The 20,952-nt window shown below is 67.5% G+C and carries 18 protein-coding genes; 11 read left to right on the plus strand and 7 right to left on the minus strand.

Translation table 11 applies throughout. The features are described from left to right. Window positions 1-46: 46 nt before the first annotated feature. The gene (locus ACK4HJ_RS10185) at window positions 47-1,039 is read right to left on the minus strand and encodes a Bug family tripartite tricarboxylate transporter substrate binding protein (RefSeq protein WP_409830857.1); all 993 of its coding nucleotides are present in this window, start codon (window positions 1,037-1,039) and stop codon (window positions 47-49) included. Between the two features lie 83 nt (window positions 1,040-1,122). Then, a complete protein-coding gene (gene kdgD / locus ACK4HJ_RS10190) occupies window positions 1,123-2,034 on the minus strand; it encodes a 5-dehydro-4-deoxyglucarate dehydratase (RefSeq protein ID WP_409830711.1) in 912 nt (303 codons plus the stop codon). A gap of 211 nt (window positions 2,035-2,245) precedes the next feature. Between kdgD and ACK4HJ_RS10195 the strand changes: the two genes are divergently transcribed. Further along, complete coding sequence (locus tag ACK4HJ_RS10195) at window positions 2,246-3,289, plus strand: LacI family DNA-binding transcriptional regulator (RefSeq protein WP_409830715.1); 1,044 nt, start codon at window positions 2,246-2,248, stop codon at window positions 3,287-3,289. Window positions 3,290-3,293: 4 nt separating this feature from the next. Here ACK4HJ_RS10195 and ACK4HJ_RS10200 read toward each other — a convergent pair whose 3' ends face one another. Further along, window positions 3,294-4,763 carry a PLP-dependent aminotransferase family protein gene (locus ACK4HJ_RS10200; RefSeq protein WP_409830718.1) on the minus strand — a complete coding sequence of 490 codons (1,470 nt, stop codon included), beginning with the start codon at window positions 4,761-4,763 and terminating at the stop codon, window positions 3,294-3,296. Window positions 4,764-4,867: 104 nt separating this feature from the next. Between ACK4HJ_RS10200 and ACK4HJ_RS10205 the strand changes: the two genes are divergently transcribed. Further along, window positions 4,868-5,524 (plus strand): pyridoxamine 5'-phosphate oxidase family protein, encoded by a 657-nt coding sequence (locus ACK4HJ_RS10205; protein WP_409830721.1) that lies wholly within the window; start codon window positions 4,868-4,870, stop codon window positions 5,522-5,524. A gap of 4 nt (window positions 5,525-5,528) precedes the next feature. On the opposite strand, the gene ispF is transcribed toward ACK4HJ_RS10205, so the two are convergent. Together ispF and ACK4HJ_RS10215 are read right to left on the minus strand one after the other, a co-directional pair. Then, complete coding sequence (gene ispF / locus ACK4HJ_RS10210; RefSeq protein WP_409830724.1) at window positions 5,529-6,008, minus strand: 2-C-methyl-D-erythritol 2,4-cyclodiphosphate synthase; 480 nt, start codon at window positions 6,006-6,008, stop codon at window positions 5,529-5,531. Between the two features lie 193 nt (window positions 6,009-6,201). Further along, window positions 6,202-7,119, minus strand: coding sequence for a 2-C-methyl-D-erythritol 4-phosphate cytidylyltransferase (locus tag ACK4HJ_RS10215; RefSeq protein ID WP_409830727.1), 918 nt, complete (start codon window positions 7,117-7,119; stop codon window positions 6,202-6,204). Window positions 7,120-7,414: 295 nt separating this feature from the next. Here ACK4HJ_RS10215 and mfd point away from each other — a divergent pair, with 295 nt between their 5' ends. The 3 genes from mfd (at window position 7,415) to ACK4HJ_RS10230 (ending at window position 11,895) form a co-directional block, all read left to right on the plus strand. Then, the gene (gene mfd, locus ACK4HJ_RS10220; RefSeq protein WP_409830730.1) at window positions 7,415-10,879 is read left to right on the plus strand and encodes a transcription-repair coupling factor; all 3,465 of its coding nucleotides are present in this window, start codon (window positions 7,415-7,417) and stop codon (window positions 10,877-10,879) included. Window positions 10,880-10,952: 73 nt separating this feature from the next. Beyond that, window positions 10,953-11,612, plus strand: coding sequence for a hypothetical protein (locus tag ACK4HJ_RS10225; protein WP_409830732.1), 660 nt, complete (start codon window positions 10,953-10,955; stop codon window positions 11,610-11,612). 94 nt (window positions 11,613-11,706) lie between these two features. Beyond that, a complete protein-coding gene (locus ACK4HJ_RS10230; protein ID WP_228894656.1) occupies window positions 11,707-11,895 on the plus strand; it encodes a DUF3149 domain-containing protein in 189 nt (62 codons plus the stop codon). A gap of 203 nt (window positions 11,896-12,098) precedes the next feature. Here ACK4HJ_RS10230 and ACK4HJ_RS10235 read toward each other — a convergent pair whose 3' ends face one another. After that, window positions 12,099-12,317 (minus strand): hypothetical protein, encoded by a 219-nt coding sequence (locus ACK4HJ_RS10235; protein WP_055400951.1) that lies wholly within the window; start codon window positions 12,315-12,317, stop codon window positions 12,099-12,101. Window positions 12,318-12,569: 252 nt separating this feature from the next. Continuing rightward, window positions 12,570-14,228, minus strand: coding sequence for a serine hydrolase domain-containing protein (locus ACK4HJ_RS10240; protein ID WP_409830736.1), 1,659 nt, complete (start codon window positions 14,226-14,228; stop codon window positions 12,570-12,572). 231 nt (window positions 14,229-14,459) lie between these two features. On the opposite strand from ACK4HJ_RS10240, the gene serB reads away from it, so the two are divergent. The 6 genes from serB (at window position 14,460) to ACK4HJ_RS10270 (ending at window position 20,910) form a co-directional block, all read left to right on the plus strand. Further along, a complete protein-coding gene (serB, locus tag ACK4HJ_RS10245; RefSeq protein WP_409830739.1) occupies window positions 14,460-15,173 on the plus strand; it encodes a phosphoserine phosphatase SerB in 714 nt (237 codons plus the stop codon). A 22-nt stretch (window positions 15,174-15,195) separates the two neighbouring features. Beyond that, window positions 15,196-15,777 carry a redoxin domain-containing protein gene (locus ACK4HJ_RS10250; RefSeq protein ID WP_409830742.1) on the plus strand — a complete coding sequence of 194 codons (582 nt, stop codon included), beginning with the start codon at window positions 15,196-15,198 and terminating at the stop codon, window positions 15,775-15,777. A gap of 157 nt (window positions 15,778-15,934) precedes the next feature. Next, window positions 15,935-16,399: a (2Fe-2S)-binding protein gene (locus tag ACK4HJ_RS10255; RefSeq protein WP_409830744.1), complete on the plus strand. Its 465-nt coding sequence runs from the start codon at window positions 15,935-15,937 to the stop codon at window positions 16,397-16,399. Continuing rightward, window positions 16,396-18,507 carry a molybdopterin cofactor-binding domain-containing protein gene (locus tag ACK4HJ_RS10260; RefSeq protein ID WP_409830747.1) on the plus strand — a complete coding sequence of 704 codons (2,112 nt, stop codon included), beginning with the start codon at window positions 16,396-16,398 and terminating at the stop codon, window positions 18,505-18,507. Before ACK4HJ_RS10255 ends, ACK4HJ_RS10260 begins: the two co-directional genes overlap by 4 nt. 29 nt (window positions 18,508-18,536) lie before the next feature. Beyond that, a complete protein-coding gene (locus tag ACK4HJ_RS10265; RefSeq protein WP_409830750.1) occupies window positions 18,537-19,550 on the plus strand; it encodes a helix-turn-helix transcriptional regulator in 1,014 nt (337 codons plus the stop codon). A 310-nt stretch (window positions 19,551-19,860) separates the two neighbouring features. Beyond that, entirely contained in the window at window positions 19,861-20,910 is a 1,050-nt protein-coding gene (locus tag ACK4HJ_RS10270; RefSeq protein ID WP_409830753.1) for a YiiG family protein, read from the plus strand. The last annotated feature ends 42 nt before the right edge of the window (window positions 20,911-20,952 follow it).

Below are 20,952 nucleotides of genomic sequence, written 5' to 3' on the forward strand. Positions count from 1 at the left end.
GGTGTTGAAACAAGAACAGGACGCAGCGTGGCGCCCTTGGCAAAACTCAATCAGCGGTGATTCTTCGGGTCTCGATGACGTTCTTCCAACGCGCGAACTCGCGCGCTTGGTAGGCCGTAAATGCCTCGGGCGTGCTAGCCACGATCTCCAAGCCCTGGTCCACCATGCGCTTCTTCACCACAGGGTCGTTGATGGCGGCAATCGCTGCCTCAGCTAGCTTTTGCTTGACAGCGGGAGGCAGGCCCTTGGGCGCGGCCATGCCTTGCCATGAATACACCTCCGCACCGGTCACACCCGCTTCGGCCAGCGTGGGCACATCGGGCAATACGGGGCTGCGCTTGTCGCCGGTGACGGCAATGGCATGCAGCTTGCCTGCGCGGATATGCTGCAGCACGGCGTTCACGTTCTGGAATGAGAAGTCAACCTGTCCACCCAGCAAGTCATTGATGGCCGGAGCGCCGCCCTTGTACGGAATGTGCAGGCCCTCGGTGCCGGTCTGCTGCCAGAACACCTCGGCCGAAAGATGGTCCGACGAACCATTGCCCGAGCTCGCAAAACTCACCTTACCCGGGCTCGCCTTGAGCTGGGCGATCACCTCCTTCACCGTGCGCGCCTTCTGGCTGGAGGAGGCCACCAGCACGTTGGGGGCCTGCACCGGCACGGTGATGTAGTCGAAATCCTTGAGCGCGTCGTAGGGCACGCTTATGAGCAGGTGGGGCGCCACCACAAATGCACCGAGCGACGACACCAGCAACGTGTACCCGTCGGCCGCCGCGCGCTTGACCGAGCCCGCGCCCACCGTGCCCGTGGCGCCGGGGCGGTTGTCCACTACAAAGCTCTGGCCCAGCTTCTCGCCCATGTGCAGGGCCATGGCGCGGGCCACCATGTCCGTCGAGCCCCCTGCGGGGAAGGGAACAACGATGGTCACAGGCTTGTCTGGCCAAGCGGTGGACTGGGAGGGCGCGCCGGTCTGGGCCGAAGCGGCCAGGGCAAGGCCGCTGGCGCTGGCGGCAAGGAGTAGTTTCTTGATGATGCGCATGGCAATGTCTCCAAAGGTAGTGGTGGTCATCAGCCCTCTTGCGGGGCTTCGGGTGGGGGAAAGGAAAATTGCTTCAGACGCGTCTACTGCGGCCCGAGCTTTGCAATCAGCGCCGTGAGCTCTTCCACCTCATGCGGCTTGAGGTCCGTCAGCGGCGCGCGCACCGGCCCGCCGTCATGCCCCACAATGCGCGCCCCCGCCTTGATGATGGACACCCCGTAGCCCTCCACCCGGTTGCGGATGGCGAGATAGGGCATGAAAAACTCCTTGAGCAGCCGGTGCTGCGTGGCCGTGTCGTCTGCCGCCACCGCCTTGTAGAACTCCATCGCCATCTTCGGGATGAAGTTGAACACCGCCGACGAATACACCGGTGTGCCCAGCGCCTTGTACGCCGCCGCATACACCTCGGCCGTGGGCAGGCCGCCCAGGTACGAGAAGCGGTCGCCCAGCTTCATGTAGATGGAAGACATGGTCTCGATATTGCCCACCCCGTCCTTGAAGCCGATCAGGTTGGGGCAGCGCTCGGCCAGGATAGCCAGGGACTCGGCCGTGAGCTTGGTGCGGTCACGGTTGTAGACGATCACACCGAACTTCACGCTCTTGCACACCTGGGCCACATGCTCAATCAGGCCCTCCTGGCCCGCTTCCGTCAGGTAGTGGGGCAAGAGCAGGATGCCGTGGGCACCCAGGCGCTCGGCCTCCTGCGCATGGGCAATGGCCGTGCGGGTGGGGCCACCGGCGCCGGCAATGATGGGCACCTTGCCTCGGCAGGTGTCCACGGCTGTCTTGATGACTTCGCTGTACTCGGGGCCCGAGAGGGAAAAGTACTCCCCCGTGCCACCGGCAGCAAACAGGGCGCTGGCGCCGTAGGGGGCGAGCCACTCCAGGCGCTCGATGTAGGTCTTGGGGCGGAAGTTACCCTGCTCGTCGAAGTCCGTGATGGGGAAGGACAGCAGGCCGGAGCCCATGATGGTTTTGAGGTCTTGGGGGGTCATGTGCGTGGAGAAGTTTTGGTCATCAGGTCGTACAAGCTGAATAAATTGGGGCGATAGACATCAAAATCCGCGGGAATACGTGAATGTTAACGTTATCATTGTCAGACAACACAGTAGAAACCCTATGTTTTGACTTTTTGTGAAGGTGCGAGAGCACCGGTCGTGACCGGCAGGCATAGCGAGGGTGGGTTGCGCTTTAGACTCCGCCACCATGCCCCACTCCGGCCCGCCCAAGCTCCCATCTGCGCTCTCCCTCGGCCGTGACCGCGCAGCGGTCACACTGCGCGAGGTGGCTGAGCGCGCGGGTGTGTCGATGATCACTGTCTCGCGTGCCCTCAACACGCCGCAGCAGGTGTCAGAGCGCACGCGCCAGCGGGTGCAGGAAGCCGTTGCGGCCCTGGGCTATGTGCCCAATCTGGTCGCTGGCGGGCTGCGCTCATCCCGCAGCCACGTGGTCACGGCGCTGGTGCCCACACTCACCGGGCCGCTGTTCGGCGCCATGGTGCAGGCGCTGACCGATGCGCTGGAGTTGCACGGCTTTCAGGTGATGGTGGGCCAAGTGGGCTACGCGCACTCTCGCGAAGACGAGCTGCTGCGCGCCATCGTGGGTCGGCGGCCCGATGGGATCGTGCTCACAGGCGTCATGCACTCGCCCGAGGGTCGACGGCTGCTGACTGCTTCTGGCATTCCCATCGTGGAAACCTGGGACTACACCGACACCCCCATCGACATGCTGGTCGGCCTGCGGCATGAAGAGCTGGGCGCCGCCGTATGCGAGCACCTGTTTGCGCGGGGCCGACGGCACTTGGCCCTGCTCAGTGGCGGTGACGAGCGGGCGGCCCGCCGAGCGCACGGATTCACAGCCGCAGCGCGACGTCTGGGCCTGCGCTCGCCCGCTGTGCGGCTAGGCCCATCGCCCACCACCCATGCGGACGGTCGCGATGGCCTGACCGCACTGCTCGCCGAGGCGCCTGACACCGACGCGGTGTTCTGCAGCTCTGACATGCTGGCCCTGGGCGTGCTGACCGAGGCGCGCGTGCGCGGCATCGCCGTCCCGCAGCAACTGGCGGTGATGGGCTTTGGCGACATCGACTTTGCGCAGACCGTGAGCCCCAGCCTTTCCACCGTGCGCATTGACGGCGCGCGCATGGGTCAGCTGGCGGCGCAGTGGATTGCCGACCGCGCCGAGGGCCGGCCTGTGGCAGCCCCCGTGGTGGATGTCGGCTTTTCGATCGTCGGGCGGGAGAGCGCATAGGTGCTCACGCCTGGCCCCGCACCACGCTCGCCAGCCTCTTCACTAGCGGCTCCATCGCCTCCACCGGCACCTGCGCATAGCCCAGCAGAAAGCCGCGCCAGGGCTGCGCGCGCAGGCCGACGGAGTGCAGGCTCAGCGCCGGGGCCATGATGCCGTGGCGCGCCATTAGCCTGGCGCTCAGCGCCACGTCATCGGACTGGGCATCATGCAAGCGCAGGGCCAGGTGCATGCCGGTCGTGCCACCGTGTACGGTGGCCACATCACCCAGGTGATGTGCCAGCGCGGCCACCAGCGCATCGCGCCGCTGGCGGTACAGGCGGCGCATGCGCCGCAGGTGCAGCGCAAATTGGCCGCCCACGATGAACTCCGCCAGCGCCCGCTGCTCGGCTGTTCGCCCGCGTGGCGCGGCGCGGTCCAGCAGCAGGGCCAGCGCGGGTGCGAGCGCTGGGGGCACCACCATGAAGCCGATGCGCAGGCCGGGGAACATCGTCTTGCTGAAGGTGCCCAGGTAGACCACGGGTGCGTCGGGCGCCAGGCCTTGCATGCAAGCCAGGGGCGGCCCGTCGTGGCGAAACTCGCTGTCGTAGTCATCCTCGATGACCAGCGCGCCCGCCTGGCGCGCTCCGTCGATCAGCGCCAAGCGCCGCGCCAGGCTCATTACGCTGCCCACCGGGTACTGGTGCGAGGGCGTGGTGTAGATCAGCCGCGGCCGCTGGCGCAGCCAGTCGCTGGCGGCCGGCGCCATACCGTCACCGTCCACCACAATGCCCACGGCCTTGAGCTGCGCGGCGCGAAAGGCCGCCACCGCGCCCTGGTAGCCGGGGTTTTCCACCCACACCTTGTCGCCCGCGTCGGCAAAAGCACGGGCGACAAGGTCCAGGCTGCTTTGCGTGCCATCGGTGATGAAGACCTGCGCAGCGTCCACCAGGGCGCCGCGTGCGACACGCAGGTGCCCGGCAATGGTTTCGCGCAGGGCGGGCTCGCCGGCCGGGTCTGCATAGTTGAGCTCCGCAGGCCGGATGGACGCCCAAGCCCGGTCGAGCAACCGCCGCCAGCGCAGTATCGGAAATTCGCCAAGCGCCGGTACACCCGGCGCAAACGCGGCCGCCGTTTCCGAGCCCGGCAGCAGCGGCATGTTCTGCGCGCGCCGCGACAGCCCCGAGCGCACGCCGGGCGCTGGCGTCGCAGGCGTAGCGCCTGCACCCAGCCGCCCGGCCAGCGGCGCCACCACGCTGCCGCGCCGACTGGCCACGATGAAGCCCTCGGTGGCGAGTTGCTCGTACGCGTACAGCACGCTGTTGCGTGCCACGCCCAGTTCGGCCGCCAGCGTGCGGGTGGCGGGCAGGCGCGTGCCGCCGGCCAGGGTACCGCTGCGGATACCGCGGCGCAGGCATTCGTGCAACTGACGTTGCTGTGACCAGCGTGCATGGGCCGGCTGAGACTGGAAGCCGGTAAACAGAAGCTGAAAATCCATTGTGGTCAGTGGCTCTAAAAAATTGTTCTTTAGTGGGTCTTATTCTGGCGCCACGCTGCCTCTACATTGCGCTACTTCATCCACTTTGACACCGGAAGAACTGAGTGAACGACGCTGCCACCGCCCTGCCCCCGACCGATCGCACCCGCATCCGCCGCGTGGCCGAAAACGCCCGCTACGACCGCGCCACGCTGCACGCCATCATCGACGCCGCCTACCTGTGCCACGTGGCTTTTGCCGACGACAAGGGCACACACAACATCCCCACAGCCTGCTGGCGCATGGGCGAGCACCTGTACATCCACGGCTCCAACGGCGGGCGCATGGTCAAGTGGCTGCTGCAGGGTGCGCAGGCCTGCGTCACCATCACCCACCTCGATGGCCTGGTGCTGGCGCGCTCGGCCTTCAACCATTCGATGAACTACCGCTCGGCCATGGTCTATGGCCGCTTCGAGCCCGTGGCTGACAAGCACGCGGCGCTGGCCGCGCTCATGGACCACATCGCAGTCGGCCGCCAGGCCGAGATTCGCGCTGGGAACGACAAGGAGTTTGCGGCCACCACCGTACTGCGCATATCCCTCGATGAAGCCGCCTGCAAGGTGCGCAGCGGAGCGCCGGTGGACGACGCTGAGGACATGTTGCACCCCGCGTGGGCGGGCGTGCTGCCGCTGGTGCAGGTGCGCGGGGCGCCCGTGGTCGACCCGCTGAACACGGCAGCCGCGCCGAGCTACGTGGCAGCCTGGGCGGCGCAGACCGCCTGAAGGCTCAGGCCATGTAGATCAATGCGGCGGCGCGGGCCTCCATGGCCAGGCCCTGGCCCACCGGCCCCAGGCGCTCCGCCGTCTTGGCCTTGACGTTGACCTGGCCAGGGTCGATCTCCAGCGCCTTGGCGATGCAGTCCCGCATGCCGGGGATGTGCGCTGCCAAGCGCGGCGCCTGGGCCACCACCGTGCTGTCCACATTGCCGATGGTGTAGCCCGCCGCCCGCACGCGGCGCGCGGCCTCGGCCAGCAGCACGGCCGAATCGGCCCCACGGAATTGCGCATCGGTGTCCGGAAAATGCGTGCCGATGTCGCCCAGCCCCGCCGCGCCAAGAATGGCATCGGTGATCGCGTGCAGCAGCACGTCGGCATCCGAATGGCCGAGCAGGCCCATGGTGTGCGGAATGTGAACGCCGCCGATCACCAGCGTGCGGCCCGGCACCAGCGCGTGTACGTCCCACCCCTCACCGATTCTGAAATTCATGGTCTGCCTTTTCTCGCACCATAGCGTCCCGAGTGCGAAGTTCGTCTCATAAACAGGTCGAGAATCGCCGCCACGCTGCGTTGCAAGACCTCGCGATAGCTAAGGCTATCGCGGTGGTTTGCGCCTTGCCCCACAACGTTTTCGACCTGCTTAGTTTTACAAGAACTTCTCACTCGGGAAACTAGCGGGCTGATTAAAAAATTGTCTTGCGCCCGGTCTCGCTGGCGCCCTGGCCGCGCTCGCCCCCGAAGCGCGCCAGCGTGGTGCCGAGGCCGCGCTGGGCCAACACGGCCTCGGCCAGAGCAAAGTCGTCGGGGTAGGTCACCTTGAAGTTCTGTGCGCCGCCGGGCACCAGGCGCGGGTGCAGGCCCATGGCCTCCATGGCGCTGGCCTCGTCGGTCACATTGGTGCCCACCTTGTCGAGCGCTTCCTGTAGGGGGCCGATGCGGAACATCTGCGGCGTCTGCGCGAGCCACTTGCTGCTGCGGTCTACGGTGGACGCCACGCGCACGCCGCCGGGGCCATCGATTGACGTCTTGAGCGTGTCGGCCAATTGGTGGGCCAGCAGACCGCCCACGGAGTCCTGCAGGCACGCTTCGATCAGCCGGTCGATCTGCGCGGCCGTGACGAGGCAGCGCGCCGCGTCGTGCACCAGCACCCAGTCCTCGCGCTGGGCGCCGCGCTCCTGCAGGGCGCGCAGTCCGCCCAACACCGTGGCCGCCCGCGTGGGCCCGCCGCAGTCCACCACGAAGAACGAGGGGTGGACATGCTGGTCCAGGTAATGGTCGCCCGGCGCTACGGCCACCAGCGTGCCTGCCAGGCGCGTCACGCCCGCAAACGCCGCCAGCGTGTGCATGACCATGGGGTGGCCCGCGACCAAATGGTATTGCTTGGGCAACTGCGGCGGCTGGGCAGGGGCCATGGGCTCGCCCGCAGCCCCCGCCAGCGCGCCAAACGCCGAGACGGTGGCGCCACCCTTCGGTGGCGCCGGGGGGGGCACCGCGCGCGACCCCGTACCCGCACAGGGCACCAGGGCCCACAGGCGCACCGGCGCCGGGGTAGGGGCATGCGGAGTGCCCAGTGAGGGCGGCAGCAGCGGGTCGATGGTCATGAGGCCGCGATTTTAGGAGGGGCCGCTACGACATACAGGCAATCTGGCTTTGCCAGGGACATTTGGCGCAAGACCACGGTGCCATCCGGTGTGAACAGGTGCTGTGCAGTGCGCGGAGTTGATGGATGTCCGTCAGAGGGGCCCGCCTCAAGAGCTGCCCTCCGTGGTATCGCGCCGGTGGATGCCGCCGGGCGCGAAACATGGCCAGGTCCTAAAATGCCCCGTTGCCCCCGACCCGCCCGCGTGCACTGTATTGCAGGGATACGGCGGGCCCACCGACGCCCCTACCGTCCGCATGGAACTCCCCAAACTCTCCCCCGGAAAACGTTTCACCCTGCCCCGCCCCGTGGGCAGCGCCGATTCGCTGATGCTGGCCCGCTTGGCCGAGCGCGACAAGGCCGCAGGCCACACCACCGCCATCGTCACGGCCGACGCCACCGATGCGCAGCGGCTCATCGAAGAGATCGCCTTTTTTGCGCCCGAGCTGCGCTGCGCGCTGTTCCCCGATTGGGAAACGCTGCCCTACGACACGTTCAGCCCGCACCAAGACTTGATCAGCGAGCGTCTGGCTACGCTGTGGCGCATTTCGCAGGGTGAGGCCGATGTGGTGCTGGTGCCCGCGACGACGGCGCTGTACCGTGTGGCGCCGCCCTCGTTTCTTGCCGGCTACACCTTCCACTTCAAAGTCAAGCAAAAGCTCGACGAAGCCAAATTCAGGGCCCAGCTCACGCTGGCGGGCTACTCGCATGTTTCGCAAGTGGTGAGCCCGGGCGAGTACGCGGTGCGCGGCGGGCTGATCGACCTGTTCCCCATGGGCTCCCTGGTGCCCTACCGGGTAGACCTGTTCGACGACGAGATCGACAGCATCCGCACGTTCGACCCCGACAGCCAGCGCAGCCTGTACCCCGTGCCCGAGGTGCGCCTGCTGCCCGGCCGCGAGTTCCCGATGGACGACGACGCGCGCGCCAAATTCCGCAGCCGCTGGCGCGAGATGCTGGAGGGCGACCCGACCAAGAGCCGCATCTACAAGGACATGGGCGCGGGCGTGGCCACGGCCGGCATCGAGTACTACCTGCCCCTGTTCTTCGACGACACGGCCACCGTGTTCGACTACCTGGGCGGCGAGGCGACCGTGGTGCTGCATGGCGACCTGGAGCCCGCGTTCCAGCGCTTCTGGCAGGACACGAAAGACCGCTTTCGCCTGGTGCAGGGCGACCCCGAACGGCCGGTGCTACCGCCCGAGGCGCTGTTCCTGTCGGCCGACCAGTTCTACACACGTGCCAAGGAGCATGCCCAGCTGTCCATCCGCCCCGGCGTGGAGGACGTGGATGACAACCCACACTTCCAGAAACTCGGCGACCTGTCGGTGGTCCGCGGTGCGGAAGACCCGCTGGCCCGCCTGCACGCCCACATCCGCAACACCCAGCACCGCGTGCTGCTGCTGGCCGAGAGCGATGGCCGGCGCGAGAGCCTGCTCGACTTCCTGCGCGCCAGCGGGGTGAACCCGCCCGCCTTCGATTCGCTGGCCGAGTTCCAGGGCACGACCGACGAAAAGGTGGGCATTGCCACCGCCGGGCTCACCGTGGGCTTCAGCTGGATCGAAGACGGCATTGACTTCGTCACCGAGACCGAGCTTTTTGCCGCCGGCCCCACCACGCGCCGGCGCAAGAAGCAGGAGCAGGTGAGCGACGTCGAGGCGCTGATCAAGGACCTGGCCGAGCTCAACGTGGGCGACCCCGTGGTGCACAGCGCGCACGGCATCGGCCGCTACCGCGGCCTGGTCAACATGGACGTGGGCAACAAGAACCCCGACGGCACGCCCGCCATGCAGGAGTTTCTGCACCTGGAATACGCCGACAAGGCCGTGCTGTATGTGCCCGTGAGCCAGCTGCAGCTCATCAGCCGCTACACCGGCGTGAGCGCCGACGAGGCGCCGCTGCACAAGCTCGGCAGCGGCCAGTGGGAAAAGGCCAAGCGCAAGGCCGCCGAGCAGGTGCGCGACAGCGCGGCCGAGCTGCTCAACATCTACGCCCGCCGCGCCGCGCGCGAGGGCCATGCCTTCCGCTACAGCCCGCAGGACTACGAGGCCTTTGCCAACGACTTCGGCTTTGAAGAAACCGCCGACCAGAACGCCGCCATCCACGCGGTGATCCAGGACATGATCAGCCCCCGCCCCATGGACCGCCTGGTCTGCGGCGACGTGGGCTTTGGCAAGACCGAGGTCGCGCTGCGTGCGGCCTTCGTGGCCGTCACCGGGGGCAAGCAGGTGGCCTTCCTCGCGCCCACCACCCTGCTGGCCGAGCAGCACTACCAGACCCTGGTGGACCGCTTCAGCAAATGGCCGGTGAAGGTGGCCGAGGTCTCGCGCTTTCGCTCGGGCAAAGAGATCACCGCCGCGATCAAGGGCATCGGCGACGGCACGGTGGACATCGTGGTGGGCACGCACAAGCTGCTTTCCGAATCCACCAAGTTCCACAACCTGGGGCTCTTGATCATCGACGAGGAGCACCGCTTCGGCGTGCGCCACAAGGAGCAGATGAAGGCCCTGCGCGCCGAGGTGGACGTGCTGACGCTGACAGCCACGCCCATCCCGCGCACGCTGGGCATGGCGCTCGAAGGCCTGCGGGACCTGTCGGTCATCGCCACCGCACCACAGCGGCGCCTGGCGATCAAGACCTTTGTGCGCAACGAGGGCACGGGCGTGATCCGCGAGGCCGTGCTGCGCGAATTGAAGCGCGGCGGGCAGGTCTACTTCCTGCACAACGAGGTGGAGACCATCGAGAACCGCCGCCAGAAGCTCGAAGAAATCCTGCCCGAGGCCCGCATCGCCGTGGCCCACGGCCAGATGCCCGAGCGTGAGCTGGAGCGCGTGATGCGCGACTTCGTGGCCCAGCGCTTCAACATCCTCCTGTGCTCGACCATCATCGAGACCGGCATCGACGTGCCCACGGCCAACACCATCATCATGAGCCGCGCCGACAAGTTCGGCCTGGCCCAGCTGCACCAGCTGCGCGGGCGCGTGGGCCGCAGCCACCACCAGGCATACGCCTACCTCATGGTGCCCGACACCGAGGGCCTGACCAAGCAGGCCGCACAGCGCCTCGACGCCATCCAGCAGATGGAGGAACTGGGCAGTGGCTTCTACCTGGCCATGCACGACCTGGAGATCCGTGGCGCCGGCGAGGTACTGGGCGAGAACCAGAGCGGCAACATGCTCGAAGTCGGCTTCCAGCTGTACAACGAGATGTTGAGCGAAGCCGTCAAGGCGCTCAAGGCGGGCAAGGAGCCCGATTTGCTCTCGCCTCTTTCAGTCACCACCGACATCAACCTGCACGCCCCTGCCCTGCTGCCTGAAGACTACTGCGGCGACGTGCACCTGCGCCTGTCGTTCTACAAGAAGCTGGCCACCGCCAAGAACCCGGACCAGATCGACGGCCTGCTCGAAGAGATCGTGGACCGCTTCGGCAAACTGCCGCCGCAGGCGCAGACGCTGATCGACGTGCACCGCCTGCGCGTGCTGAGCCAGCCCTACGGCGTGGTCAAGGTCGATGCCGCCCCAGGCGTCATCAACATCACCTTCAAGCCCCAGCCGCCCATCGACCCGATGCGCATCATCGAGCTGATCCAGAAGAACAAGCACATCAAGCTGGCGGGCAACGAGAAGCTGCGCATCGAGCGCGAGCTGAAAGAACCCAAGGACCGGGCGCAGATGGTGCGGGACATCTTGCGCAGCCTGGGGCAGCCACTGGTGGTTGCTTGATTTTTAATGAAATTGGCCTCTAGCGCTTATCTGGAAAGCGCTAGTAGCTATTAACAGCATAGCAAACAGAACCATGTGGCTTGAAGCCGCCCTCGTCCTCGTCGCTCTGGTTGCCGCTCTGGCGGCCCGTCCCTGGCGCATGCTGGCCAACCGCAAGCCTCTGGCACACGAGACGCAGGGCGCGCCGTCTGCGCTGTGGACGCCGCTGCTGGCCGCGCTGGTGTTTCTGCCCTGGCTGTGGGCCCTGCCCACGCTGCATGCCATGCCGCTGCAACTGCAGTGGTCCGGCGCCTGCCTGGTGGTGCTGATGCTGGGCTGGCCGCTGGCGATCCCGGTGCTGATGGGCGTGGGCATCGTGGCCTGCCTGATCTCCCCAGCGATGGCCTGGGCCGATGCGCTGGGTGCCACGGTGTGGCTGGGCGTGGTGCCCGCCACGCTGGGGCTGGGCCTGGGTGCGCTGCTGCGGCGCTACACGGGCACCAAACCGTTTGTCTATGTGCTGGGCCGTGCGTTTCTGGGCACCGTGGTCTGTGTGTTTGCAGCGGGCGTCCTCTCGCAGTGGAGCGGCCACCTGCTGCCCGGCGTGGGCGATGAGTTGTCGCTGGTGGCGCGCTGGCTGATGGCCTGGGGCGATGGGTTTGTCACCGGCATGCTCGCGGCGATTTTTGTGGCCTTCAAGCCCGAGTGGCTGGCCACATGGTCGGACCGGCTGTACTTGCCCCGGCCGGACTGAGCCTCGGCTGCTGCAGCGATGGTTGACACAGCGCAAGGGGTATCCGCCTTTGCAGCGCGATAGTGGACATCACACCAACAAGGAGTGCCCCACCATGAAGCTGCTGAACGATCTTTTCTCTACCGACTACGGGCTGATGAGCATCATTGGCATCGGGTTCATGCTGTGCATGGCCGCGTTTTTCCTGCGCATGTTCCTGGTCAAGATGAACGAACCACCTACGCCCAACCCCGCCACCGCCGGGCGCACGGGCAACGGCAAGAGCCTGCCGCCTTCGCGCTGATCCGGCCCGCACGGTCTGAGCGCCGTAGCCCGGCACGGGGAAGCCGAGGAGGCGATGCGATTGCGGGCTGTAGCCCCTAAAAAACGGCTCCCACGTTCTGCAATGCTCCACGGCCCGTTGCCGACAAACTCCAGCGCGCAGTGCATGCCGCCCTTTTCAACCCGGACACCCAAGCCAAGCTTGCCGCCAGCGGCACAAGCGTCTTAGCCCAGAGCCAGACTGTCCGCATCGAACGACGGTGGCCGCAAAAGGTCCTCGTCGATGCCCATCACTTTGCTGGCGCGCTCCAGGGCCTGCCACAGGGGCGCAGGCATCTGCAGTATTTCTTCGGGAGAGGCTGACTGCGCAATCCATGCGCTGATGTCAACGTGCTGCTCGGCGGTGAGCAAGTCCAGGTGCAGCATTTCGTCAATGGTCTTCATCGGTGGTCTATCGGTAGCGGGTCTTGCTGGCGAGGCACCTGCTGGTGCTGGGAAGTGGAAGCCCAAGGCTACCTGACAACCATCAACATGCGGCCGAGAGCGCCAATATCAACCGGGGCACGCCGAGCCCCCGGCGCTCGGGAAACGCGACCATCCAGCCCTGATCATGGAAGAACCTGGCCAGAGCCGGGCTTGTCGCCGTGGTGGTGAACCTGGCAGCTTCATTGCCGATGGTCATGCAAAGCCGAAACGCTACTCCCCGCGCCCCCGCACCTGCGCCCTGAACCCCCAGTTGTTCTCCAGCCCCACATTCACAGCCTTCCCGCCGTCCTCGAGTTTCAGCGTGACCACGGTGACCTCGCCATCCGCCACCGAGCGCGAGACGAGCTGAAAGGTCTGCGCATCAAGCCAGTGGCCCTTGATGGCGATGACCGCATTGGGTCCCTGCTGCGCGGTGCGGTACTTGCCGTCCAGGCCCAGCGGGCCGGCAACCGGCTCGCGCGGCAAATCGGGGCGGCTGCTGTCGAAGGTGACCTCATAGCGCGGGTTGGCGGGCGTGAGATCCAGCACGAGGCGCTGAATGCCCATGCCGTTGCGCTCCAGCAGCCAGGCCTTGCGCGAAACGGTGGCGGCCAGTTCGAGCGTGGTGGTGGGGATGGCGCTGGGCTTTTCCACCCCGGCGTCGCGGATACGGGCGGCCAGATGGTCCTGCCCGGCAGCGTCGGCAGGCAGGGGCTCGCGCGAGCGCACCGCGGCGGTGATCTGGTCGATGAACAGCGGCAGCGGGTAGTGGCGCCGGCCGGTCACGGCGACGACCACGTCGAGGTCGGGCAGCACCACGATGAGCTGGCGGTTGAAGCCGGCCGTGAAGTACGCGCGCTTGGACGGGATGCTCCACCAGCCGTTGGCGTACTTGAAGGCGGGCGCACCGTTGCTGGTGCCAAAGCCCATGTCCACCACGGGATTGAAGACCTGCTCCACCCAGGCGGCGGGCAGCAGTTGGCGGCCGTTCCACTGGCCCTTGCGCAGGTAGAGGTAGCCGATGCGCGCCATGTCGCGCGGGTGCAGGTACAGGCCCCAGCCGCCAACCTCCAGGCCCTGCGGGTCCTTGCGCCAGCGGACGTCGGTGATGCCCAGGGGGCCGAACAGCCGCTTTTGCGCATAGGCCAGGGTGCTGCCGCCGGTCTTGAGCGCCAGGATGGCCGAGAGCAGATGGGTGTTGCCACTGTTGTAGTTGAAGCCCGTGCCGGGCGCCTGGGCCATGGGCCGGTCGAGCACAAAGCCCTGCCAGTCGCGCGTGCGGGTCAGCTGCAGCATGGTCTCGGGCACGGCGTCGCTGAGCGGCTCGATCCAGTTCAGGCCCGAGGTCATGTCCAGCAGGTGGCCCACAGTCATGGCCTTCTTGGAGGCATCGGCGTTGGCGACCTTGCGGTCAGCAAAGAAGTCGAGCACGGGCGCATCGCGCGAGGCGATCAGCCCGTCCTGGATGGCCATGCCGGTGAGCGTGGCGACGACACCCTTGGTGGTGGAGTTGACGGCATGCTTGAGCCCCTCGCGGTACGGGGCATAGAAGGCCTCGGCCACCAGGCTGCCGTGTCGGGTGACGAGCAGGCTGTCCATGCCCTGCGCTGCGCCAAAGTCGACGAGCTTGGCCAGCGCTGCGGAGTCCATGCCCTGCGCCTCGGGCGTGCTTTCTGCCCAGTCGTCAGCAGGCCAGATAGCGGCGAGAGGGGCTTCGGCAGCCGATGCAGCGGGGGATGCGGCAGGTGATGCGGGGGCCGCTGCATCCTGCGCTCCCGCTGGGGTAAAAGGCACCGCCGCGCTGGCCAGCAGTACGGCCGTGGCCTGCCTGCGGTTGATCCATATCGCGGAGACTTTCTCTCCCGCGTTGCCGTCTCTGTGCATGGCCATCGTCAGTACCCTCAGTGCATGTTGGGCAGAAATCATATGCGCCCATGGGCGCGTATTGCACATCGTCCGCATCCAAGGCAAACCCAAGAGCTGGAAGCGACCGCTCTCGGCCGCGAGCCGCGGAATTTATGCCCTGCGGGGCGATACGGTTTGGGGCTATCGAGTACGCAGGCGCGGGCGATACCATTGCAGGTTGTGCTCCCCCCAAAAAAACGACTCCCACGTTCTGCCATGACCCACGCTACCGAATTCGCGCCCGGCCTTGTTGTCCAGGGCATTGAAGCCCCCCTGTCCCTGTCGAGCTACAAGCTCATCGCGTTTGACATGGACTCCACCCTCATCAACATCGAGTGCGTGGACGAAATCGCCGACGCCGCAGGCCGCAAGGCCGAGGTGGCCGCCATCACCGAAGCGGCCATGCAAGGCGTGATCACCGACTACAAGGAAAGCCTGCGCCAGCGCGTGGCCCTGCTCAAGGGCGTGACGGTGCAGCACATGGAACAGGTGTTCACCGAGCGCCTGCGCTTCAACCCAGGCGCCAAGGAGCTGATCACCGCCGCCAAGGCTGCAGGCCTGACGACGCTGCTGGTCTCTGGCGGTTTCACCTTTTTTGCCGACCGCGTGAAGGCCGGGCTGGGCATTGATTTCGCCCGCTCCAACAAGCTCGAAGTGCAAGATGGCCAACTCACCGGCCGCATGGTGGACCAGGCCTGGGGCGACATCTGTGATGGCGCCGAAAAGCGCCGCACGTTGCTGGAAGTGGCTTCGCTCATGGGCATCTCGCCCCAGCAGGCGATTGCGGTGGGCGACGGCGCCAATGACCTGCCCATGATGGGCGCGGCTGGCCTGTCGGTGGCCTACCACGCCAAGCCCGCCGTGCGCGCGCAGGCCAAGGTGGCCATCAACCAGGGCGGGCTGGACCGGCTGCTGGAAGTGCTGCGCTGATTCGCGACACCACGGCCCCGCCATGCTGAAGGCCCTTGTCACCCGTGCCGCGCAGTCCCTGCGCAAAAGCTGGAAGCAGCACCTGGCCACCCTCGCGCTCGCCTGGGTCGCCATCGTGGCGGTAGACACCTGGCGCACGCGCGACCTGCCCCAGGGCCCTGCGCCCGATGTGGCGCTGGTGATGGCCCCCAGCGCTGGCGCTACCGCCCCCACCACCCTGGCCCAGTGGCGTGCCCAGCACCCCGGCCAGGCCGTGGCCGTGCACTTCTGGGCCGAATGGTGCTCCATCTGTAAGCTGGAAGAGCCCAGCATCGCCAGCCTGTCCACCGACTGGCCCGTGCTGGGTGTGGCCATGCAGTCGGGCAACGCCGAAAAGGTGGCGCAAGTGCAGCGCCAGCGCGGCATGCCCTGGCAGACGGCGGTGGACCCGCAGGGCACCCTGTCACGCAGCTGGGGCGTGCGCGCCGTGCCTGCACTGGTGGTCATCGACGCGCACGGCCAGGTGCGGTTTGCCACCTTGGGCTACACACCCGAATGGGCCATGCGCCTGCGGCTGTGGTGGGCGCAGACCATGCCGCAGTGGAGTGCAATGCTTCCAAAATGATAGCTTCTAGCGCTTGATGGACAAGCGCTGGAGGCCATTTTCATTCAAATCCCCGGCCCTACGCCAAAGTTGCCGCTCTGATCTGTTTGGCGCAGATCTTCAAGACCAACCGCCTCCGCCTTTGCACACTGGCCCCGTACCACCCACGGAGGCCCGCATGCACATCACCCTGAACCAACAGCCCCAGACCGTGCCCCCCGGCTGGGAGGACGAACCCCTGCTCTGGCTGCTGCGCGAGCCCCTGGGCCTCACGGGCACCCGCTTTGGCTGCGGCATGGGCCAATGTGGCGCCTGCACCGTCCTCATCGACGGCGTGGCGCAACGCGCCTGCCTGCAGACGGCGCGCGGGCTGCAAGGGCGCTCCATTACCACCATCGAAGGCCTGGCGACACCCGACGGCACGCTGCACCCCGTGCAACAGGCCTGGCTGGACCTGCGCGTGCCCCAGTGCGGCTACTGCCAGAGCGGCCAGATCATGGGCGCCGTGGCCTTGCTGCGCGCCACGCCCCGCCCGAGCGATGCACAGATCGACGCCGCCATGTCGGCCCACCTGTGCCGCTGCGGCACCCAGCACCGGGTGCGCGCGGCCATCCACCAGGCTGCTGAGGGTGCGAAGCCATGAAGCGCCGCCAGTTTTTGGCAGCGGCGGGCGCCGGGGTACTCACCGTCACGCTGGCGGGCTGCAGCCTGGTGCCGGTGATCCCCAAGCGCCCCACCTCCACCGCCGATGACGCGCTGGGCTGGATACGACACCAAGACGGCCGCTACACCCTGTGGCTGCCCAGCGCCGAGATGGGCCAGCAGATCAGCGCCGCGCTGCAGGGCCTGGCCGCTGCCGAGCTGGGCGTGCCGACCGCACAGGTGCACCTGCAACTGCCCAGCACCCGCCACATCGCCCGCGTGCGCGCCACCGTGGGCAGCGCCAGCGTGCAGGACTTTGCCCTGCCCCTGGCCCGTGCCTGCGCCACCTTGCGCGAGGCCCTGGCGCAAGGCCAGACCACGGGCACGCTGGCCGCGCGTGACATTGCGCCCAGCGCGCTGCGCAGCCTGCAGCCGCGCACGGGGGCCGCCAAAGAAGCTGCAGTGGCGCCAGGCCAGCTGCACGCCCTCGTCACCGGCCAGCCGCTGTTTGCGGGCGACACGCGCCTGCCCGGCCTGCTGTACGGCCGCGTGCTGCGCGCACCGGTGTCGGCCGAAATCACCTCGCGCCCCAAGGCGTGGGACGAAACAGCCGCTCGCGCCGACCCCGCCTGCGTGGCCGTGGTGCAGCACCCGCGCCTCGCGCAGATGGGCAACCTGGGCCTGGGCATCGTGGCCCGCACGCCTTCGGCGCTCGACCGCATCGAGGCCGCGCTGGCGGTGCAGTGGCAGGTGGACGATGGCAACGCGTTCGAGCAGGCGGCCATCGACGAGCGCATCGACATCGACACCCACCTGCGCCGGGGCGCGCTGCAGCACCGCCTGCGCAAGGACGAGCTGCCCACAGACACAGCGTGGACGCTAGACCTGCGCATGGACGTGCCCTTGGCCGCCCACGCGCCCATCGAGCCCCGCAGCGCAACGGCGCACTGGCTGGCCGACGCAGGCAAAGAAGACATCGCCCTGAAGGTATGGGCGGGCACCCAAGACCTGTTCTACATGCGTGATGTGCTCGCCCGCCAGTTCAGCCTGGACGCTGAACGCATCGAGGTGCAGGCCTGCCGCATCGGCGGCGGCTTTGGCGGCCGCACCCTGTGCACGGTGGAGCTGGAGGCCGCCGTTCTCGCCCAGTCCGTGGGCGCGCCCGTCAAGGTGCAATGGAGCCGCGCGCAGGAGTTTGCCCAAGGCTTCCAGCGCCCGCCCTCCAGCCACCGTGTGCGGGCGCGCGTGCAGGGCGGGCGCATCACCCACTGGTGGCACGCGCTGGCCAGCAGCCACATCCTGTTCACGCCCGCCGCCATGCCGGTGTGGATGCAGACCCTGGCCGACCTGGCGGGCGACAGCGGCGTGGCGCGAGGCGCACAAATGCCGTACGACGTGGCCCAGCAGCGCATCGAGTTCACCGCCCAGCGCCTGCCCGTGCACACCGGCCCCTGGCGCGGCCTGGGGGCGGGGCCCAACACCCTGGTGGTGGAAAGCGCCATGGACGAATGCGCGCGCCACGCCGGGGCCGACCCGCTGGACTGGCGCCTGCAGCACACCACCGATGAACGTCTGGCCCAGGTGCTGCGCCGTGCCGCCGCCGAGGCCCGCTGGCCAGAGCGCCCCGCCAGCGATGCCACCACCTTGCGCGGGCGCGGCATCGCAGGCGGCATCTACAAGGGCGTGAGCTACGCCGCTGCCGTGGCCGATGTGGAGGTGCAGCGCACCACCGGCCAGGTGCGCGTAACGGCGCTGTTGTGCGCGCACGACTGCGGCCTGGTGCTGCAGCCCGACGGCGTGCGCGCGCAGACCGAGGGCAACCTTATGTGGTGCCTGGGCATGGTGCTGCACGAGCAGTTGCCCGTGGCCCGCTCGGGCGTGGCCGCCGCCAGCTTTGCCGACTACCCGCTGCCACGCATGGGCGACGTGCCGCCGCTGCATGTGCACCTGATCGACAGCAGCGCGCCGCCCACCGGTGCCGGAGAAACCGCCATGGTGGCCGGGGCCGGAGCGATCGCCAACGCGCTGCGCGACGCCACCGGCGTGCGTTTTGCCCGCCTGCCGGTGCGCAGCGCGGATGTGCTGCAGGCCTTGTCCACGCGGGCTTAGCGGGGTAGCACCAACGGCACAATCCGCCCATGCAAGACTTTGCCAGTGCCGCCATGGTCCGCCTGCTGGTGCGCGCCATGGCCGCACACGGGCTGGTGCCGCCACCGCCCCCGCCGGATATTGACGGGCTGGCCGCCAGCCATGTGCCCCTGGCCTACAAGCGCAGCGTGGTCGAAGCCGTGCTGCAACAGGGCGGCCTGGGCACGCTGCTACAACTGGCACAGCGGGTGGACCTGCTGGCGGGTGACCCGGTGCACCGCGCGCTGCTGGGGGCGACCGATGTGCACGATCTGATGGCACGCTGGCAGCGGCTGGAGCGGTATGTGCACTCGCGCCACCAGGTCAGTATCACGGCCAGCGCCCCGGGCACCCTGACGCTGCGCCACCACGCGCGCCCCGGTGTGCGGGAAGAGCCCCACCCCACCGAAAGCCTGGCCGTGCTCGGCGTGCTGGTGGGCGTGAGCCAGGCCATCGGCACGCGCGCGTTGCGGGTGGAGATCGGCGCATCCAGCACTCCTGACTGTCGTGTGAACCTAAAGGTGGGCGGCGTTGCCACCAACGCGGCAGCACTGCACGCGCAGCTGGCACCACTGGCAGCGCAAAAGCAGGTCGTCCAATGGACCATGCGCTGGGAGGAGACCACAGCCGCAAGCCAGGCTCACAACGACACCGCCTTGCAACCCCAGCCCGCCACCCATCTGTGCGACGCCCTGCCCTGGCCGACGCTGGCGCACCAACTGGCGCGCCACGTGCTGTGCGACCCCGCCGCGCAGCACACGGTGGAGGCGCTGGCCCGGCACACCGGCTTTGCGCGTCGCAGCCTGCAGCGGGCGCTCGCGTCCGGCGGCCTCAGCTGCCGCCACATCGTCACCGAGGCCCGCGCGCGCGTAGCGGCGCAGTGGCTGCTGGAGAGCCCGCATGGCCTGGCAGAGATCGGGTTCGCTTGCGGCTTTGCCGACCAGCCTCACTTCACGCGCGAATTCGCCCGCCATGTGGGGTTGACCCCGGCCCGCTACCGACAAGCCTTTGCCCGGGGCGCGTGACCCGGCAACTTGCTTGCGCCTGAGTTTTGCGCGCCGAATTGGCGGCAAATGAGTGTCCAACTGCAACACGCGGGGCGTAACCTCCCCTTGGCGCGCGGCGCCTGCAGCCGCGTCCTGACAAGGGAAAACCGTGCGACACGAGGCTGGACACCTCCTTCCAAGCTCTACATCTGATTACGCATTGACCCTATCTGCGGCGGAACTTTGCAGGCGATGCAACAGAGAATTCCGGCGCTACGCCGCAAGCCCCTTCTATAAACGAACTGCGAACGTGCGGCCCCTCTCCTTCAGCTGCTTTTCTCTTTCATTCATGCATACCCCCTCTTTGTCCACCCCCCGCTGGCTGGCCCTTGCGCCTCTGTTCGTCACCGCGCTGCTCGGTTGCAGCCCCGCTTCAGAATCCGCCACCACCCCGGCCACACAGGCCGCCGCCAACACTGCGCCAGTGCCCGCCGCAGACCCGACGGCCGTGGTGGCGGACAAGGCGGCCGAACCCTCAGGCTCCGAGGACGCGGGCGCCAAGTTGCAGGGCTACATCGGGTGCTACAACAAGCTCAACGAAAACGCACACCGCACCATCGCGCGCTACGCCAGCTGGGTGAAGGACATGAAGGCCGGCCCCACGGGCAACGAAAAGGTGGTGTACGGCCTGTATTCCATGCGCAGCGACAGCGTGAAGGAATGTGCGAACGACTTTGCGCAAGCCGCCGCCATGCGCCCCGCCTTGCCCGCGCTGGACGCCGCCGGTCAGGCCTACATCACCACCCTCGCCGCCATGGACAAGCAGGTCGCCGAGGCCTACACCTACTACGACCGCGAGAACTACAAGGACGACAAGTTCGCCAAAGGCAAGGCCCTGCACGTGCCCCTGGCGGCCAGCTTTGCCGCGTTTGAAGACGCCAGCGCCGCGTTCTCCAAGGCGCTGGATGTGGAGAACGATAACGTGCTGAACGCCCAGCTGGCCCGCATCGAAAAAACCCAGGGCCGCAAGCTGCCGTACTACCAGATGGCCGTGATGAACCGCGCCAAGCAGCTGGCCGACCTGCTGGGCGAGGAATCCTTTGATTCCGCTGCAGCAGGCACCCGCCTGGAGGCCTATGAAAAACTCACGGACGAAGCACTGGCTTTTGTAAAGCCGATCCAGGACGATCTGCCGCATGGATGGTCCAGCTTCGAGCGCACGGCCGAAGAGTTCCGCAAGGCATCCAAAGAACGCTATCGCCGCGTGCGCGACAACGTGCCCTACACCTCCGGCGAGCGCATGATGCTCAAGCCCGGAAGTGCGTGGATGGTGGACGGCAGTGTTGAAAAGCTGGTGAAGGCATACAACGACCTGGTAGAGGCCAGCAACGCCATGTAATGAGCCCGGCGGTGCGGGTAGAGCGCGCGGAAAGCGGTGGCA

Source organism: Acidovorax sp., assembly GCF_046294525.1.
Lineage (GTDB): Bacteria > Pseudomonadota > Gammaproteobacteria > Burkholderiales > Burkholderiaceae_C > Acidovorax.